Here is a 20,124-nt window from a genome sequence, read left to right on the forward strand (position 1 = left end):
ATGTCTGAAAAAGAAATTTGGGAAAAAGTATTAGACCTCGCCAAAGAACGAATTTCAAAAATTAGTTTTGATACTTTCGTAAAAGATACGCAACTCTATTCACTCCAAAATGATAAAGCCATCGTATTAGTCAGTGAATCTTTCAATGCGAATTGGCTCAATCAAAAATATAGTGAGATTATGCAAAGCATCATATATGAAGTGATTGGTTATGAAGTCAAACCTCGTTTTATAACTGAAGAAGAACTGTCAAAATATATGAAGACCGATCAAAAACAACCTGAAGAACCTGCAACTCCAGAAACGCATCAACATCAGAATGTCGATAATCCAGGTGGTATTGAACAATTTAATACACACAATACATTTGACACATTTGTAATCGGACCAGGCAACCGTTTTCCACATGCTGCGAGTTTAGCAGTAGCAGAAGCACCAGCCGAAGCATACAATCCATTATTTATTTATGGTGGAGTTGGATTAGGAAAAACCCATCTAATGCATGCCATTGGACATCATGTTTTGGATAATAATCCTAATGCTAATGTGATTTATACATCTAGTGAAAAGTTTACAAACGAATTTATTAAGTCAATTCGTGATAACCAAGGTGATGCTTTTAGAGAGAAATACCGTAATATCGACGTTTTACTAATCGATGATATACAGTTCATTCAAAATAAGGAGCAAACACAAGAAGAATTCTTCCATACTTTCAATGAACTGCATAACAATAATAAACAAATTGTTATTTCTAGTGACCGTCCACCAAAAGAGATCTCTAAATTGTCAGATCGACTCCGTTCTCGCTTTGAATGGGGCTTAATCGTAGATATTACACCACCAGATTATGAAACAAGAATGGCTATTTTACAGAAAAAGATTGAAGAAGAGAATTTAGATATACCAATGGAATCATTAAACTACATTGCAAATCAAATTCAATCCAATATTCGTGAACTTGAAGGTGCATTAACACGTTTACTGGCTTATTCACAATTACAAGGTAAACCTATCACGACAGAATTAGCTGCGGAAGCTTTAAAAGATATTATACAAGCACCTAAATCTAAAAAGATTACTATTCAAGATATACAAAAAGTCGTTGGACAATACTACAATGTTCGCATAGAGGACTTTAGTGCCAAAAAGCGTACAAAATCTATTGCCTATCCACGACAAATAGCGATGTATCTTTCACGTGAACTTACAGATTTTTCATTACCTAAAATTGGTGAAGAGTTTGGTGGACGTGATCATACAACCGTCATTCATGCTCACGAAAAAATTGTAAATGATATTAAAGCAGATCCTACTTTTAAACAAGAAGTGGAAAATTTAGAAAAAGAAATCAGAAACCAATAGTTGGGAAATAATTTAAAAAAATAAGCTGTTATAGTACAGTTCGAATTGAAGATTAAATTTGATTATAAAAGGGAATAATTACATCGAAAAGCGCATGTCATTTTGTTGTCGTTTTATTATTCTAGAAAAGATAATCAAGTTGTGGATTGTGGACAATGTTGAAAAGGTGTACACAGTATGCACATTTTATCCACATGTGCATAACTTTGATATGCCAGACTTATTGTCCCTTATCCACTAATTCACAGGCCCTACTACTATTACTATGAATTTAAAACCTATATAATTATATATAAACGACTGGAAGGAGTTTAAATTTTAATGATGGAATTCACTATTAAAAGAGATTATTTTATTAATCAACTAAACGATACATTAAAAGCTATTTCACCTAGAACAACTTTACCAATTCTTACTGGTATTAAAATTGACGCTAAAGAAAATGAAGTCATTTTAACTGGATCAGATTCTGAAATCTCAATTGAAATCTCAATACCAAAACAAATAGATGGTGAAGATATTGTTGATATCTCAGAAACAGGATCAGTTGTACTTCCTGGTCGTTTCTTCGTTGATATTATTAAAAAATTGCCAGGTAAAGATGTTAAATTATCTACTAATGAGCAATTCCAAACACTCATTACATCTGGTCATTCTGAATTCAACTTAAGTGGTTTAGATCCAGATCAATATCCACTATTACCAGAAGTATCAAGAGATGACGCTATTCAATTATCTGTAAAAGTATTAAAAAACATCATTGCACAAACTAATTTTGCAGTGTCCACCTCAGAAACACGCCCAGTATTAACTGGTGTGAATTGGCTTATACAAGATAATGAATTAATATGCACAGCAACTGACTCACACCGCTTGGCCGTAAGAAAGTTAAAATTAGAAGATACATCTGAAAATAAAAATGTCATCATTCCTGGTAAAGCTTTATCTGAATTAAATAAAATTATGAGCGATAGTGATGAAGATATTGATATTTTCTTCGCATCTAACCAAGTATTATTTAGAGTAGGTCATGTTAATTTCATTTCTCGTTTATTAGAAGGACATTATCCAGATACAACGCGTTTATTCCCTGAGAATTATGAAATCAAATTAGGAATTAACAATGGTGAGTTTTACCATGCGATTGATCGTGCATCATTATTGGCTAGAGAAGGCGGTAATAATGTCATCAAATTAAGCACTGGTAATGAAGTTGTTGAACTATCATCAACATCTCCAGAGATTGGTACTGTAAAAGAAGAAGTAACAGCAACTGATGTAGAAGGTGGCAATCTTAAAATTTCGTTCAACTCAAAATATATGATGGATGCATTAAAAGCGATTGATAATGACGAAGTCGAAGTCGAATTCTTTGGTACGATGAAACCATTCATCTTAAAACCTAAAGACGATGACTCAGTCACTCAATTGATCTTACCAATCCGTACTTACTAATCAATATTTAAAAGCGAAAATAAATAATAGCTGAGACACGATTAAATGTCTCGGCTATTTTTAATTTAAAATTCATTTTAAAGTGTGTGAGCCTTTCTTTAAGCGTAAGAAAATATTTTTAGGAGGAATTTATCGATTTATAGAAAAATGAGCTAATATACCCTTTAAAATTAAAATGACGTTAATACATAACTAAAAAAGTAATGGAAACAGCCATTAAATTTAAAATAGAGACATTATCACAATAAGTAAACGTTTACATTCTTTGTTTCACATGAAATTTGAGCGCAAAACAGGTATAATATATTAATGACATAAAAAGAAATGGAGTGATGAATTTGATTCAAGAAGTTGTTGTAGAAGGTGACATTACTTTAGGTCAATTTCTGAAAACAGAAGGTATTATTGAATCAGGTGGCCAAGCGAAATGGTTCCTACAAGATTTCGAGGTTTTAATTAATGGTCAACGTGAAGTTAGACGTGGCAAAAAATTAGAACATCATGATCGAATTGATATACCTGAATTACCTGAAGATACGGGTGCTTTTTTAATCATTCACCAAGGTGAACAATGAAACTAAATACACTCCAATTGGAAAACTATCGTAACTATGAACAGGTTACAATCGATTGTCATCCTGAAGTGAATATTCTCATAGGTGAGAATGCACAAGGAAAGACGAATCTCCTTGAATCAATTTACACTTTAGCTTTGGCAAAAAGCCATAGAACTTCTAATGACAAGGAACTCATACGTTTTGATTCTGAGTATGCTAAAATAGAAGGTGACCTAAATTATAGACATGGCACAATGCCACTGACGATGTTCATTACTAAAAGAGGTAAGCAAGTGAAGGTCAACCACTTAGAGCAAAGTAGACTAACACAATATATCGGGCATCTAAATGTGGTTCTTTTTGCGCCGGAAGATTTGAATATCGTCAAAGGATCACCTCTAATACGCCGTCGTTTTATAGACATGGAATTAGGACAAATATCAGCAGTCTATTTAAATGATCTTTCTCAATATCAACGTATTTTAAAACAAAAGAACAATTACCTAAAGCAACTACAAATTGGTAATAAGACTGACACAACTATGCTGGAAGTCTTAAATCAACAATTTGCTGAATATGCGTTAAAGGTGACGTTGCGTCGTGAACATTTTATTAAAGAACTAGAACAATTAGCTCAACCCATTCATGCAGGTATTACGAATGAGCGTGAACAATTGGCGCTTAAATATTTACCAAGTTTGAAATTAAGTCATCAGGACCAAACGGAATCAGAAATGTTAGAAGAGATTCTGACATTACTTAATGACAATCTTCAAAGAGAGAAAGACCGTGGTGTGTGTCTTTTTGGACCACATCGTGACGATTTAGGTTTTAATGTTAACGGCATGGATGCGCAAACGTATGGTTCACAAGGTCAACAGAGAACAACCGCATTGTCAATTAAGTTAGCTGAAATTGAACTAATGAATATAGAAGTTGGAGAATATCCAATTTTATTACTAGACGATGTGTTGAGTGAATTAGATGACTCACGTCAAACGCACTTATTGAGTACAATTCAACATAAAGTACAGACATTTGTAACTACGACATCCGTAGACGGTATTGATCATGAAATCATGAATAATGCTAAGTTATACCGTATAAATCAAGGTGAAATTATAAAGTAACAGAAAGTGATGGTGAATACATTGTCAGATGTAAACAACACAGATAATTATGGTGCTGGGCAGATACAAGTATTAGAAGGACTAGAAGCGGTCCGTAAACGACCTGGTATGTATATCGGTTCAACTTCAGAAAGAGGCTTGCACCATTTAGTATGGGAAATTGTTGATAATAGTATTGACGAAGCATTAGCAGGCTATGCTGATGAAATTAACGTAACAATTGAAAAAGATAATTGGATTAAAGTTACTGACAATGGTCGTGGTATCCCAGTAGATATTCAAGAAAAAATGGGACGTCCAGCAGTTGAGGTTATTTTAACTGTACTTCATGCCGGAGGTAAATTCGGTGGTGGCGGATACAAAGTATCAGGTGGTCTACATGGTGTAGGTTCATCCGTTGTTAATGCCCTATCAGAGGATTTAGAAGTATACGTACATCGTAACGATACGATTTATCACCAAGCCTATAAAAAAGGTGTACCTCAATTTGATTTAAAAGAAATTGGTAGCACAGATAAAACAGGTACAGCAATTCGTTTTAAAGCGGATAGTAGTATCTTTACTGAAACAACTGTTTACAACTATGAAACATTACAACAACGTATTCGTGAGTTAGCATTCTTGAACAAAGGTATTCAAATCACTTTAACGGATGAGCGAGACGAAGATGATATCAGACAAGATTCTTATTACTATGAGGGTGGGATTAAGTCTTATGTAGAAATGTTGAATGAAAATAAGGAACCTATCCATGGCGAACCTATTTACATTCACCAATCTAAAGATGATATCGAAGTTGAAATTGCGATCCAATATAATAAAGGCTATTCAACGAATTTATTAACATATGCCAACAATATCCACACGTATGAAGGTGGTACGCATGAAGATGGCTTTAAACGTGCGTTAACACGTGTATTAAATAGTTATGGTATGAATAGTAAAATTATCAAAGAAGATAAAGATAGACTTTCAGGTGAAGACACACGTGAGGGTCTAACAGCTATTATTTCTATTAAACATGGTGATCCTCAATTCGAAGGTCAAACGAAAACAAAATTAGGAAACTCTGAAGTGCGACAAGTTGTAGATAAATTATTCTCTGAGCACTTTGAACGTTTCTTATATGAAAATCCTAGTGTTGGTAGAATTATTGTTGAAAAAGGTATTATGGCATCTCGTGCACGTGTTGCTGCAAAGAAAGCACGTGAAGTGACACGTCGTAAATCAGCATTAGAGATTTCAAGTTTACCTGGTAAACTTGCTGACTGCTCTAGTAAAAACCCTGAAGAAAGTGAAATTTTCTTAGTCGAAGGGGACTCTGCCGGTGGGTCTACTAAATCAGGCCGTGACTCAAGCACACAGGCGATTTTACCATTGAGAGGTAAGATTCTTAATGTTGAAAAAGCACGTCTAGATCGTATTTTAAATAACAATGAAATTCGTTCTATGATTACAGCATTTGGTACGGGTATCGGTGGAGAATTTGATATTAGTAAAGCACGTTATCATAAAATTGTAATTATGACAGATGCTGATGTTGATGGTGCCCATATCAGAACATTGTTATTAACATTCTTCTATCGTTTTATGAGACCGTTAATTGAAGCGGGATACGTTTATATTGCACAACCACCGTTATACAAATTAACGCAAGGTAAGCAAAAATATTACGTCTTCAACGATAGAGAACTAGATAAATTAAAAGCAGAATTAAATCCAACACCTAAATGGTCTATTGCCCGTTATAAAGGTCTTGGTGAAATGAATGCCGACCAATTATGGGAAACTACGATGAATCCAGAACATCGTTCAATGTTACAAGTAACATTAGAAGATGCAATTGATGCCGACCAAACATTTGAAATGTTAATGGGTGACATTGTTGAAAACCGTAGACAATTTATTGAAGATAACGCAGTCTATGCCAACCTAGATTTCTAAGCACTATGAACTGAACTTTTGAAGGAGGATCTCTTGATGGCTGAATTACCTCAATCAAGAATTAATGAACGAAATATAACCAATGAAATGCGCGAATCATTCCTAGACTATGCAATGAGTGTTATCGTTTCTCGTGCATTACCAGACGTCAGAGATGGATTAAAACCAGTACATCGTCGTATACTGTACGGATTAAACGAACAAGGTATGACTCCAGACAAGCCATATAAAAAATCCGCACGTATCGTTGGGGATGTTATGGGTAAATATCACCCACATGGTGACTCATCTATTTACGAGGCTATGGTAAGAATGGCACAAGAATTCAGTTATCGTTATCCACTTGTGGATGGACAAGGTAACTTTGGTTCCATGGATGGTGATGGCGCAGCTGCCATGCGTTATACCGAAGCACGTATGACTAAAATTACGCTAGAATTACTACGTGATATTAATAAAGATACAATTGATTTTATTGATAACTATGATGGTAACGAAAGAGAGCCGTCAGTCTTACCTGCACGTTTCCCTAACTTATTAGTCAATGGTGCGGCAGGTATCGCCGTAGGTATGGCGACTAATATACCACCTCATAATTTGACAGAGGTGATTGATGGCGTACTTAGTTTAAGTAAGAACCCAGACATCTCAATCAGTGAATTAATGGAAGATATTCAAGGTCCAGATTTTCCAACTGCTGGTCTTATCTTAGGTAAAAGTGGTATTAGACGTGCTTATGAAACAGGTAGAGGTTCTATACAAATGCGCTCACGTGCTGAAATTGAAGAACGTGGTGGCGGACGTCAACGTATTGTTGTTACAGAAATTCCATTCCAAGTTAACAAGGCACGAATGATAGAAAAAATTGCTGAACTTGTACGTGATAAAAAAATTGATGGTATTACTGACTTACGTGATGAAACAAGTTTACGTACAGGTGTAAGAGTTGTTATTGATATTCGTAAAGACGCTAACGCAAGTGTTATCTTAAATAACTTATATAAACAAACACCGTTACAAACATCATTTGGTGTAAATATGATTGCCCTAGTTAATGGCAGACCTAAGTTGATTAATCTTAAAGAAGCATTAGTCCATTACTTAGAACATCAAAAAACGGTTGTACGAAGACGTACAGAGTACAATTTAAGAAAAGCAAAAGACCGTGCCCATATCTTAGAAGGTTTAAGAATTGCACTTGATCATATTGATGAAATTATTAGTACGATTCGTGAATCTGAAACAGATAAAGTGGCAATGGAAAGCTTACAAGAACGCTTCAAATTATCTGAAAGACAAGCTCAAGCTATCTTAGATATGCGTTTAAGACGTTTAACTGGTTTAGAAAGAGACAAAATTGAATCAGAATATAACGAATTATTAGCTTATATCGATGAATTAGAAGCGATTTTAGCGGATGAAGAAGTATTACTACAATTAGTTCGTGACGAATTAACAGAAATTAAAGAACGTTATGGTGACGAACGTCGTACAGAAATTCAACTTGGCGGATTAGATGATTTAGAAGATGAAGATTTAATCCCAGAAGAACAAATTGTAATTACATTAAGTCATAACAATTATATTAAACGTCTTCCAGTATCTACATATCGTGCCCAAAACCGTGGTGGTCGTGGTGTACAAGGTATGAATACATTAGAAGAAGACTTTGTGAGTCAATTAGTTACTTTAAGTACTCATGACAATGTCTTATTCTTTACGAATAAAGGCCGCGTATACAAACTTAAAGGTTACGAAGTACCAGAATTATCTCGTCAATCCAAAGGTATCCCAATTGTTAATGCGATTGAACTTGAAAATGATGAAAGTATTAGCACAATGATTGCTGTTAAAGACCTTGAAAGTGAAGACGATTACCTAGTATTTGCAACACGTAAAGGTATCGTTAAACGATCATCATTAAGTAACTTCTCTCGTATTAATAAAAACGGTAAAATTGCGATTAACTTTAAAGAAGATGATGAGTTAATTGCAGTTAGACTAACAGATGGTGAAGAAGATATCCTTATTGGTACTGCACATGCTTCATTGATTAGATTCTCTGAAAAAGCATTACGTCCACTTGGCCGTACAGCAGCAGGTGTGAAAGGTATCACATTACGTGAAGGTGATGAAGTAGTCGGTTTAGACGTCGCACATGCGAATAGTGAAGATGAAGTATTAGTTGTTACTGAAAATGGTTATGGTAAACGTACACCAGTTGCTGATTACCGATTATCAAATCGTGGCGGTAAAGGTATTAAGACGGCAACAATTACAGAACGTAATGGTAACATCGTATGTATCACAACTGTTACAGGTGAAGAAGACTTAATGGTTGTAACGAATGCAGGTGTGATTATACGTCTAGATGTACATGACATCTCACAAAATGGTCGTTCTGCACAAGGTGTTCGACTTATGCGTCTAGGTGATGACCAATTTGTTTCAACAGTAGCTAAAGTAAAACAAGAAGATGACGCTGATGAAGCAGAATCAGATATTGAAAGTGATAATGCTCAAGGTGAGTCTAGTAACGAAGAAGTTATCGAAGGTGGCGCACCAGGCAAAGCGATTCAAACTGAAGTTACTGATGAAGAACAAGGTTCAGAAGACACTCAAGATGGTGATGAACGAATCGAAGTAAGACAAGACTTTATGGATCGTGTAAATGAAGATATCGAAAACGATTCAGAAGATAATGAAGATGAATAAACCATAATATAAAGTAGAAAATAAGACTCCCCTATCATCAGGGGAGTCTTATTTTTATGTAATAAAAAGGGATATGGCGACTGTTAAATGTGACCATATTCCCTATATAAGCTATTCTTCTAATTGTTTCATTGCGAATGGAATTTCATTGATTAAACGTGATGGTGGTACGACATACATCGTTTCAGAAAGCTTTTCTCCGATATAACTATGTGTATAAGTCGCGCTCATCACCGCTTCTTTAATACTGTCAAATTGACCTACGAAGCTAGTAATCATTCCTGCTAAAGTATCTCCCATACCACCAGTTGCCATAGCTGGGCTACCGATAGATAGTTTATAATCTTCATTTCTAAAGTAAATCTCAGTACCATGTTTTTTTAGAACAACTGTTGCGCCAATACGATCAACCACTTCACGATTACGCTCATAAGTTTGTTCTTCAATTGGGATACCACTTAAACGTTCCCACTCTTTTTGATGTGGCGTAAAAATTACTCGACATGAAGGTAGTTGAGGTTTAAGTTTACTAAAAATAGTAATAGCATCACCGTCTACTATTAAATTCTGATGAGGTTGGATGTTTTGTAATAGGAAAGTAATGGCATTATTTCCTTTAAAGTCTACACCAAGTCCAGGTCCAATTAAGATACTGTCTGTCATTTCAATCATTTTAGTAAGCATCTTTGTATCGTTAATATCGATAACCATTGCTTCCGGGCATCGAGAATGTAATGCAGCATGATTAGTTGGGTGTGTTGCTACAGTAATTAAACCACTACCACTAAATACACATGCACGTGCTGCTAACATGATTGCACCACCTAAATTAGCAGATCCACCAATTAATAGGATTTTACCGTAATCACCTTTATGAGACTCTTCTTTTCTTTTAGGAATATTAATAGTATCTAAAGTTTCCATCTACCTAAACCTCCTTTTACCGGATTATCTATTTCTATTATACAAACCGGTTTATGTTCATTGATTCATTTGATATTGAATATAAGTCACAACGATGTGTGTGCTTTTAAATACAATAAAAAATACTATACCTGTAATACACTTTCGTCAATAGGAATTTAAGAAATGTAACGATATATATACCAAGTATAACAATGACAATATTTTAGCGTATTAAATAATTAAATTGTTAATGTATTATAAAAATTGTAAAAGGTATTGTTTATATAAAAATGAAAACGTATACTTTTTGATAATGGAAGTTTTAATTCTACATAAAGGGGAGCTGTTTCTATGACTTTATTTTTAAATGGAGATGCTTTAACGATTGAAGATATTAAACAATTATTACACCAAGATTTAAAAATTGAAATCACAGAGGAAGCATTAGAAAGAGTTAAAAAAAGTAGAAGTGTAGTAGAACGAATCATTAATGATAAAGAAACCATTTATGGGATTACTACAGGATTTGGTTTATTTAGCGATGTGCGTATTGATTCGACTCAATATAATGACTTACAAGTTAATTTAATACGTTCACACGCTTGTGGGATGGGCGAACCATTTTCTGAAGAAGTATCACTTGTGATGATGATTTTACGTCTTAATACATTATTAAAAGGAAATTCAGGGGTAACTTTAGAATTGGTCGACCAGCTCAAATATTTCATCAATGAGCGTATTATACCTGTGATTCCTCAACAAGGTTCACTTGGTGCATCAGGTGATTTGGCACCATTATCTCATTTAGCTTTAGCACTTATTGGTGAAGGGCTTGTTTATTTTAAAAATGAAGAAGTTGATAGTCGTTATGTTTTAAATGAATTAGGAAGAGCACCATTACATCTACAAGCTAAAGAAGGATTAGCACTAATTAATGGCACACAGGCTATGACTGCACAAGGGGTCATTAATTATATTGAAGCGGAAGACTTAGGTTACCAAGCAGAGTGGATTGCGGCGCTCACACATCAAGCGTTAAATGGTATTGTTGATGCATATGATCATAGAGTACATGCAGTTAGAAATAGTCAAGAACAAGTAGATGTCGCGGCACGTATGCGTGATTGGTTAGCAGACTCAAAGTTAACAACAAGACAAGCTGAGATTCGTGTTCAAGATGCTTATTCTTTACGTTGTATTCCACAAATTCATGGCGCAAGTTATCAAGTGTTTAACTACGTAAAAGAAAAGTTAGAGTTTGAAATGAATGCTTCAAATGATAATCCGCTTATCTTTGATGAAGACGGTGAAACAACAGTCATATCTGGTGGTAACTTCCATGGACAACCTATCGCCTTTGCGCTTGATCATTTGAAATTAGGTGTCAGTGAATTAGCGAATGTTTCAGAACGACGTGTGGAACGACTAGTGAATCCGCAATTGAATAACGGTCTACCTGCATTCTTAAGTCCTGAACCTGGTTTACAAAGTGGCGCGATGATTATGCAATATGCAGCAGCGAGTCTAGTATCTGAGAATAAAACACTTGCACATCCAGCGAGTGTAGATTCTATACCATCTTCAGCTAACCAAGAAGATCATGTATCTATGGGAACGATTGCTTCAAGACATGGTTATCAAATGATTGAAAATGCACGACGAGTTATTGCGATTGAATGTATTATTGCGTTACAAGCAGTTGAGTTAAAAGGTGTCAATCAACTATCACCTAAAACACGAGACAAATATGACGAATTTAGAAACATTGTGCCATCTATCAAACAGGATAGACAATTCCATAAGGACATAGAAGCCGTAGCACAGTACTTAAAGGATAGTGCATATCATTAATACATTCATAAAATGAAAATGATTGAATTTTAAAATAACTTGAAAATTACAAAAAACTTTGCTATATTGTGAGTAAGTTAATAAAACATTGTTCGTAGGCCAAGTAGTATTATTGATGGATTTCAGAGAGCTTGTGGTTAGTGAGAACAAGTAATCCACTTTAATATGAATCTACCTACATTTAGTGAGCAATCGGCGAATAACCGTTATTTTAGTTAAGTGCAAACGAAGTTACATTTCATTGAGATGTTTGCTTTGTTTGTTAAATAGGGTGGCAACGCGTAGACCACGTCCCTTGTCGGGGCGTGGTCTTTTTGTATGCTTTTATATACATAGTTGGCATGCTAAATATATATTTTTATGGGAAAGGATGAAGGTTTCATGTTAGATATTAAACTTTTTAGAACAGAGCCAGACAAAGTTAAGAGCAAAATTGAATTAAGAGGAGACGACCCTAAAGTAGTCGATGAGGTATTAGAATTAGATGAAAAGCGTCGTACATTAATAAGCAAGACAGAAGAGATGAAAGCGAAACGTAATAAAGTAAGTGAAGAAATCGCTCAGAAAAAACGTAATAAAGAAAATGCTGATGATGTTATCGCTGAAATGCGTCAATTAGGTGATGACATTAAAGAATATGATACACAATTAAATGAAATTGATAATAAAATGTCTGATATTCTATGTCGTATTCCAAACCTTATCAATGATGATGTACCACAAGGCGCTTCAGATGAAGAAAATATCGAAGTTAAAAAATGGGGTACACCTCGTGAATTTGATTTCGAAGCGAAAGCACACTGGGATATCGTAGAAGATCTTAAAATGGCTGACTTCGATCGTGCCGCTAAAATTTCTGGCGCACGTTTCGTTTATCTAACAAGAGACGGTGCACAATTAGAACGTGCATTAATGAACTACATGATTACTAAACATACAACACAACATGGTTACACTGAAATGATGGTACCTCAATTAGTTAACGCTGATACAATGTATGGTACTGGTCAATTACCTAAATTCGAAGAAGATTTATTTAAAGTAGAAAAAGAAGGACTATATACAATTCCAACTGCTGAAGTACCTTTAACAAACTTCTATCGTGATGAAATCATCCAACCAGGTGTCTTACCTGAAAAATTCACTGGACAATCTGCATGTTTCCGTAGTGAAGCGGGTTCAGCTGGTAGAGATACAAGAGGTTTAATTCGTTTACACCAATTCGACAAAGTTGAAATGGTACGCTTTGAAAAACCTGAAGATTCTTGGGATGCTTTAGAAGAAATGACTACAAACGCTGAAGCAATCTTAGAAGAATTAGGATTACCATATCGTCGTGTTATCTTATGTACTGGAGACATTGGTTTCAGTGCTAGTAAAACATACGACTTAGAAGTATGGTTACCAAGCTATAACGACTACAAAGAAATCAGTTCATGTTCAAACTGTACTGACTTCCAAGCACGACGTGCCAATATCCGTTTCAAACGTGATAATGCAGCTAAACCTGAATTAGCGCATACGTTAAATGGTAGTGGTTTAGCTGTAGGTCGTACATTCGCAGCAATCGTTGAGAACTATCAAAATGAAGATGGTACAGTAACAATCCCTGAAGCCTTAGTACCATTCATGGGTGGTAAAACTCATATTCAAAAGCCAACTAAATAATTTAGATTGTTAGCGAATGACTAGCTATACAATGCGCGGTAATGAAGAGCCATCATTGCCGCGTATTTTTTTATGTCAATAACCTAAAGTAAGAGGGTAGGGGAGGGACATTAAGTAAAATTTAGATGCAAAATAGTGTGGGTAGTCTAACTATTAATAGAAAATTCTGTCATATTTAAAATGTTGTGATGACGGCATTTTAAAAGTGAGGTTTGTCTGACATCACACACACCGACGTCTAAAGTGATTGCCGTTTTCATCATTGTATATTAGACTTGAGTTTATTATTTAAACGTAAATGCGTTTGTAACTAGAAAGGGGGAGACAAGATGACCCATCTCACATTTAGACAAGGTGTTAAAGAATGCATTCCAACATTATTAGGGTATGCAGGTGTTGGTATTTCATTTGGCATCGTTGCTGCATCTCAAAAGTTTAGTTTATTAGAAATTATATTACTTTGTTTAATTATTTATGCTGGTGCGGCACAATTTATTATATGTGCGTTAGTCATAGCTGGAACACCCATAACAGCGATAGTGTTAACAACATTTATTGTTAATTCACGTATGTTTTTATTAAGTATGACTTTAGCACCCAATTTTAAGTCTTATGGTTTATGGAATCGAATTGGACTTGGTTCTTTAGTAACCGATGAAACGTTTGGTGTAGCCATCACGCCTTATTTAAAAGGTGAGCCAATTAACGATCGTTGGTTGCATGGTTTAAACATCACAGCATATTTGTTTTGGACCTTTTCTTGTGTAGTTGGTGCTGTATTTGGCAAATATATTTCGAATCCAGAGATATTAGGATTAGATTTTGCGATTACAGCTATGTTTGTATTTTTAGGAATTGCTCAATTTGAATCTGTTAAAAAGTCTAAGATCAACATCTATCTTGTGCTTATTCTATGTGTCATTGTGATGATGTTAACGTTAAGCTTTGTTATGCCCTCGTATGTAGCGATTATAATATCTGCGGTTGTCGCATCTACATTAGGGGTGGTGATGGACAGATGATGACAGATCAACATATGTTAATCATAATTATTCTATGTGGTATTGTTACGATTTTAGTCAGAGTGATTCCATTTATGATGATTTCACGAGTAAATCTACCAGATGTTATTATTCAATGGTTATCCTTTATACCTATCACACTTTTTACAGCACTTGTCTTGGACGGTATTATTCAACAACATGAAGGTAGTGTAGGCTATACACTCAATGTGCCATTCATTATTGCATTAATACCAACTGTATTATTAGCCATATATACGAGAAGTCTAACTTGGACCATTTTAGGCGGTATTGCATTTATCGCTCTATTGAGATTCTTTCTATAGAAATCAAGGTCTACATATTGAATTTCGTGATGGAGTTAGTTAAAATTTAAGTAGTTAGAAAATTTAGATAATTAATATATTTATTCAAAACTTAATCATAAAATCTTATTCAGAGAAGTTGAGGGACTTGGCCCATAGACGCTTCAGCAACCGGCTATAAAGAATACGAGTACGGTGCTAAAACCAACGAGCACTCGAATGATAAGTACTGAACCGCTTCTTACTTTTCATAGAGTAAGAAGCTTTTTTATTTAAAGGAGGATGGATTCATATATGTCGAATTATACAGTTGATACATTAGAATTAGGCCAATTCACGACAGAGTCTGGAGAAACGATACAAAACTTAAAATTAAAATATGAACATGTAGGTTATCCTGGACAACCATTAGCATTAGTTTGCCATGCATTAACTGGCAATCATCTTACATATGGTACAGATGAACATCCAGGTTGGTGGCGTGAAATTATTGATGGTGGTTATATGCCTATCAATGATTATCAATTTTTAACATTCAACGTCATAGGGAGTCCATTTGGTTCAAGTTCAAAGCATAATGATCCACATTTTCCAGATCATTTAACATTAAGAGATATCGTACGTGCACTTGAGAAGGGGATAGAAGCACTAGGGTTTAATAAAATAGATATTTTAATCGGTGGGAGTTTAGGTGGTATGCAAGCACTAGAATTACTTTATAATCGACGATTCCAAGTAGATAAAGCGGTTATACTTGCTGCTACAGATAAAACCTCATCGTACAGTTGTGCCTTTAATGAGATTGCTAGACAAGCGATTCATATCGGAGGTAAAGAAGGTTTAAGTATTGCTCGACAATTAGGATTTTTAACCTATCGATCTTCTAAAAGTTATGATCAACGCTTCACACCTGAAGAGGTAGTTAGTTATCAACAACATCAAGGGAACAAGTTCAAAGAATCCTTTGATTTATCATGTTATTTAACACTGCTGGACGTCTTAGATAGTCATAATATTGATAGAGGCAGAGATGATGTTGATGAGGTGTTTAAATCATTAGACACAAAGGTATTAACGATGGGATTCATAGATGATTTGTTATATCCAGATGATCAAGTATTAGCGGCAGGACAACGTTTTAAATATCATCGACACTTTTTTGTACCAGATAATGTGGGGCACGATGGTTTCTTACTTAATTTTGAAGATTGGGCACCTAATTTATATCACTTTTTAAATGCGAAACATATTCGACGATAATGACTAAAACCATGTTCTAACGTTAATTTTATAAGGTTGAATATCGATGTTAAAAGTATAGTATATAAAGAGAATACAAATCGAGAAATTAAATAGGTGACTATGAGATGAAACAATTGATAATTATATTAAATGCATTGAATTATATAGTTATAGCATTATTAATAATATTCAACTTCAATAATCTATCTGAAAAGGGATTAGATATATGTAGATATTTTCTTTTTATTAGTTGTGTTTTATTTATATTTTCATTAATTATGTATTTAATAACTAAGAAAGAATTTGTTTTAAAAAGTAGTTTTATTAATCTAGTTAATTTAATTGTAATATTTCCAATTCTACTATTAATAATGATTTGATTTTCATATTACTATGCTTACTATTAAAAGGTTTACGGTTAAAATATTTTAATGAATTTTAATTAAAAATTTGTAAAAATAATAGATTATTTCACTCTAAAGTACTGCTGGAATTGACCGACATAAATACCAGTAGTACTTTATTGTTTATTTTTTTCAAAGAGGTTAAAATGGTAATTATAGTCAAAAAAAGTATGGGAGTGGCGTGTGTGTTTTCAAAAATACAACCTAAAGCAACTATTATAGGTACATTAGCATTAGTGATAGTCGCTTTAGTAACACATGTATTACCTATTCTCGGCTTAATTTTATGTTTATTTGCAACAATCCCAGGTGTCGTATTATGGAACAAATCTATTCAGTCATTTGGAATTAGTGCCTTAGTAACAGTTATAATTACAACATTATTAGGTAATACATTCGTCTTAAGTATGATGGTTTTAGTGATTTTAACGAGTTTAATCATTGGACAATTACTTAAGGAAAGAGCAACAAAAGAAAGAATTTTATATGTAACAACGGTATCTCTAAGTTTAATGACATTGATAGGATTCATGTTATTACAAGTATTTGAAAAAATCCCAAGAGCAGCCGCATTAGTTAACCCAGTTAAAGAAACCGTTCATAACATGTTATTAACAAGTGGAGCAGATGCTGATTACAGACAGATGCTTGAAGAAAGTATCCGCCAAATGACGGTCCAACTCCCTAGTTATCTCATTATTATCGTTTTTCTTTTCGTTTTAATTAATCTGATCATAACATTTCCAATCTTGCGCAAATTCAAAGTAGCTACGCCAATATTCAAACCACTATTCGCTTGGCAAATGAATCGTACGCTATTAACAATCTATATTATTGATTTACTTTGTGTCATGTTTGCAACCCAACCAAGTACGTTCCAGAGTATCGTATTAAACTTTGAAGTTGTGTTATCATTAGTGATGTACATTCAAGGGATGAGCGTGATACATTTCTTCGGAAAAGCGAAGCGACTACCGAATGTAGTAACTATCATATTAATGGTTATAGGGACATTATTAACACCAATGACTCATATTGTAGGGTTATTAGGTGTCATCGATTTATGTATCAATTTAAAACAACTAATGAACAATAATAATAAAAAGTGATGAGAGGTGGAAGAATGAACCGTCAATCCACTAAAAAAGCTTTGCTCATACCATTTATCATAATGGTACTGACTGCTATAGCATTAGTCATCGTTTGGTTTATATTTAACCAAATCGTGGCAGGCATAGCTGCAGGAATATTACTAGTAATGATTATTGCTAGTGGGTTCTTGCTAAGACAAGCTTTTATGAAAATGGACAGTTATGTGGATGGTTTAAGTGGTCATATTACAACAAGTAGTAATAAGGCGATTAAACACTTACCGATCGGGATGATTGTGTTAGATGAGAACGACCATATTGAATGGGTTAACCAATTTATGTCTGAACATTTAACAACTAATGTTATTTCAGAATCGGTAAACGAAATATTTCCTAATATCTTAAAGCAATTGGAGAAAGTTCAAGAAGTAGAAATTGAACATGAAAATTATCATTATAGAGTACGTTATTCAAGCAATGAACATTGCTTATACTTCTTCGATATTACAGATGAAGTACAAACGAACCAACTATATGAAGATTCAAAACCCATTATTGCAACATTATTCTTAGATAACTACGATGAAATCACGCAAAACATGAACGATACACAGCGTTCTGAAATTAACTCAATGGTTACACGTGTAATTAGTCGTTGGGCATCAGAATATAATATTTATTTCAAACGTTATAATTCAGACCAATTCGTAGCCTATTTAAATCAAAAGATTTTAGCAGAAATCGAAGACTCAAATTTCAACATTTTAAGTCAATTACGTGAGAAAAGTGTTGGTTACCGAGCACAATTGACATTAAGTATTGGTGTCGGTGAAGGTACTGAAAATCTTATCGACTTAGGTGAATTATCGCAATCAGGTCTAGACTTAGCGCTAGGTCGTGGTGGTGACCAAGTTGCAATTAAAAACATGAACGGCAACGTACGCTTCTATGGTGGTAAGACTGACCCGATGGAAAAACGTACACGTGTAAGAGCGCGTGTTATCTCACACGCATTAAAAGATATCTTAACTGAAGGCGATAAAGTCATCGTGATGGGACATAAACGACCTGACTTAGATGCCATTGGTGCAGCCATTGGTGTGTCTAGATTCGCATTAATGAATAATCTAGAAGCATATGTTGTCTTAAATGAATCTGATATCGATCCAACATTGCGTCGTGTCATGGATGAAATTGATAAGAAACCAGAACTTAAAGAACGATTTATTACATCAGACGATGCATGGGATATGATGACATCGAAAACAACGGTTGTTGTCGTTGATACGCATAAACCAGAAATGGTTCTAGATGAAAATGTCTTAAATAAAGCAAATCGTAAGGTAGTGATTGACCACCATAGACGTGGTGAAAGCTTTATCTCCAATCCACTACTGGTTTATATGGAACCTTATGCAAGTTCAACAGCAGAACTTGTCACAGAGTTGCTAGAATATCAACCAACTGAACAGCGTTTAACACGTCTTGAATCTACTGTTATGTATGCAGGTATTATTGTTGATACAAGAAACTTCACATTACGTACGGGTTCAAGAACGTTCGATGCCGCAAGTTATTTACGAGCACATGGTGCCGATACTATTCTTACACAACACTTCTTAAAAGATGATGTGGATACGTACATTAACCGTTCTGAATTAATTAGAACAGTCGAAGTACAAGATAACGGTGTTGCGATTGCACATGGCTCAGACGATAAAATTTATCATCCGGTTACAGTTGCACAAGCAGCCGATGAGTTGTTAAGTTTAGAAGGTATAGAAGCTTCATATGTCGTTGCCAAACGTGAAGATAACCTAGTCGGTATCTCAGCCCGTTCATTAGGCTCAGTTAATGTTCAATTAACAATGGAAGCCCTTGGTGGCGGGGGTCACTTGACGAATGCAGCGACACAATTAAAAGGTGTCTCAGTCGAAGATGCCATTGTACAATTACAACAAGCAATAACAGAACAAATGAGTAGGAGTGAAGACGCATGAAAGTAATTTTCACACAAGATGTTAAAGGTAAAGGTAAAAAAGGCGAAGTTAAAGACGTACCAGTAGGTTATGCAAATAACTTCTTATTAAAAAATAATTATGCTGTAGAAGCAACACCTGGTAACTTAAAACAATTAGAACAACAAAATAAACGTGCTGAAGCAGACAGACAACAAGAAATTGATGATGCAAAAGCATTAAAAGAAAAATTAGCTAACATCGAAGTTGAAGTATCTGCTAAAACAGGTGAAGGCGGTAAATTATTTGGTTCAGTAAGTACGAAACAAATTGCCCAAGCCCTTAAAGATCAACATGACATTAAATTAGATAAACGTAAAATGGATTTACCACAAGGTATCCACACACTAGGTTATACAAACGTACCTGTTAAATTAGATAAAGAAGTTGAAGGTACTATTCGTGTGCATACAGTAGAACAATAAAGATGGATTGAAATTAGAGGTGTAAT

General features: G+C 34.5%; 15 protein-coding genes, 1 riboswitch and 1 other annotated feature. Of the genes, 14 read left to right on the top strand and 1 reads right to left on the bottom strand.

Annotated elements, in window-relative coordinates:
• The 6 genes from dnaA (at position 1) to gyrA (ending at position 9,166) form a co-directional block, all read left to right on the top strand.
• Positions 1 to 1,365 carry a chromosomal replication initiator protein DnaA gene (gene dnaA, locus P7F85_RS00005; RefSeq protein WP_002466368.1) on the top strand — a complete coding sequence of 455 codons (1,365 nt, stop codon included), beginning with the start codon at positions 1 to 3 and terminating at the stop codon, positions 1,363 to 1,365.
• A gap of 321 nt (positions 1,366 to 1,686) precedes the next feature.
• Positions 1,687 to 2,820, top strand: a complete 1,134-nt coding sequence (gene dnaN / locus P7F85_RS00010; protein ID WP_002451549.1) for a DNA polymerase III subunit beta — start codon at positions 1,687 to 1,689, stop codon at positions 2,818 to 2,820.
• A 329-nt stretch (positions 2,821 to 3,149) separates the two neighbouring features.
• Complete coding sequence (gene yaaA / locus P7F85_RS00015) at positions 3,150 to 3,395, top strand: S4 domain-containing protein YaaA (RefSeq protein ID WP_015364547.1); 246 nt, start codon at positions 3,150 to 3,152, stop codon at positions 3,393 to 3,395.
• Positions 3,392 to 4,507, top strand: coding sequence for a DNA replication/repair protein RecF (recF, locus tag P7F85_RS00020; protein WP_002466378.1), 1,116 nt, complete (start codon positions 3,392 to 3,394; stop codon positions 4,505 to 4,507). The genes yaaA and recF overlap by 4 nt, the downstream gene beginning before the upstream one ends.
• A 9-nt stretch (positions 4,508 to 4,516) precedes the next feature.
• Entirely contained in the window at positions 4,517 to 6,451 is a 1,935-nt protein-coding gene (gene gyrB / locus P7F85_RS00025; RefSeq protein WP_002466406.1) for a DNA topoisomerase (ATP-hydrolyzing) subunit B, read from the top strand.
• 36 nt (positions 6,452 to 6,487) lie between these two features.
• Complete coding sequence (gyrA, locus tag P7F85_RS00030) at positions 6,488 to 9,166, top strand: DNA gyrase subunit A (protein ID WP_002466409.1); 2,679 nt, start codon at positions 6,488 to 6,490, stop codon at positions 9,164 to 9,166.
• A 111-nt stretch (positions 9,167 to 9,277) separates the two neighbouring features.
• Here gyrA and P7F85_RS00035 read toward each other — a convergent pair whose 3' ends face one another.
• Positions 9,278 to 10,090, bottom strand: coding sequence for an NAD(P)H-hydrate dehydratase (locus P7F85_RS00035; RefSeq protein WP_002466414.1), 813 nt, complete (start codon positions 10,088 to 10,090; stop codon positions 9,278 to 9,280).
• 333 nt (positions 10,091 to 10,423) lie between these two features.
• On the opposite strand from P7F85_RS00035, the gene hutH reads away from it, so the two are divergent.
• The 8 genes from hutH to rplI all read left to right on the top strand — a co-directional run bounded on the left by hutH (position 10,424) and on the right by rplI (position 20,098).
• Entirely contained in the window at positions 10,424 to 11,923 is a 1,500-nt protein-coding gene (hutH, locus tag P7F85_RS00040) for a histidine ammonia-lyase (protein WP_002466382.1), read from the top strand.
• Between the two features lie 83 nt (positions 11,924 to 12,006).
• Positions 12,007 to 12,222 (top strand) — a binding site (T-box leader).
• Positions 12,223 to 12,304: 82 nt separating this feature from the next.
• Complete coding sequence (serS, locus tag P7F85_RS00045; protein WP_002466417.1) at positions 12,305 to 13,591, top strand: serine--tRNA ligase; 1,287 nt, start codon at positions 12,305 to 12,307, stop codon at positions 13,589 to 13,591.
• Between the two features lie 329 nt (positions 13,592 to 13,920).
• Positions 13,921 to 14,613, top strand: a complete 693-nt coding sequence (locus P7F85_RS00050; RefSeq protein ID WP_002466411.1) for an AzlC family ABC transporter permease — start codon at positions 13,921 to 13,923, stop codon at positions 14,611 to 14,613.
• Positions 14,610 to 14,939 (top strand): AzlD domain-containing protein, encoded by a 330-nt coding sequence (locus tag P7F85_RS00055; protein ID WP_002466396.1) that lies wholly within the window; start codon positions 14,610 to 14,612, stop codon positions 14,937 to 14,939. Before P7F85_RS00050 ends, P7F85_RS00055 begins: the two co-directional genes overlap by 4 nt.
• A 102-nt stretch (positions 14,940 to 15,041) precedes the next feature.
• Positions 15,042 to 15,147, top strand: a riboswitch (SAM riboswitch).
• A 65-nt stretch (positions 15,148 to 15,212) separates the two neighbouring features.
• Positions 15,213 to 16,178: a homoserine O-acetyltransferase MetX gene (metX, locus tag P7F85_RS00060; protein WP_002466415.1), complete on the top strand. Its 966-nt coding sequence runs from the start codon at positions 15,213 to 15,215 to the stop codon at positions 16,176 to 16,178.
• Positions 16,179 to 16,734: 556 nt separating this feature from the next.
• Positions 16,735 to 17,673 (top strand): YybS family protein, encoded by a 939-nt coding sequence (locus P7F85_RS00065; RefSeq protein ID WP_015364553.1) that lies wholly within the window; start codon positions 16,735 to 16,737, stop codon positions 17,671 to 17,673.
• Positions 17,674 to 17,687: 14 nt separating this feature from the next.
• Positions 17,688 to 19,655, top strand: a complete 1,968-nt coding sequence (locus P7F85_RS00070; protein WP_002451561.1) for a DHH family phosphoesterase — start codon at positions 17,688 to 17,690, stop codon at positions 19,653 to 19,655.
• Entirely contained in the window at positions 19,652 to 20,098 is a 447-nt protein-coding gene (gene rplI, locus P7F85_RS00075; RefSeq protein ID WP_002466410.1) for a 50S ribosomal protein L9, read from the top strand. The genes P7F85_RS00070 and rplI overlap by 4 nt, the downstream gene beginning before the upstream one ends.
• The last annotated feature ends 26 nt before the right edge of the window (positions 20,099 to 20,124 follow it).

It is taken from the genome of Staphylococcus sp. aM (genome assembly GCF_052975125.1).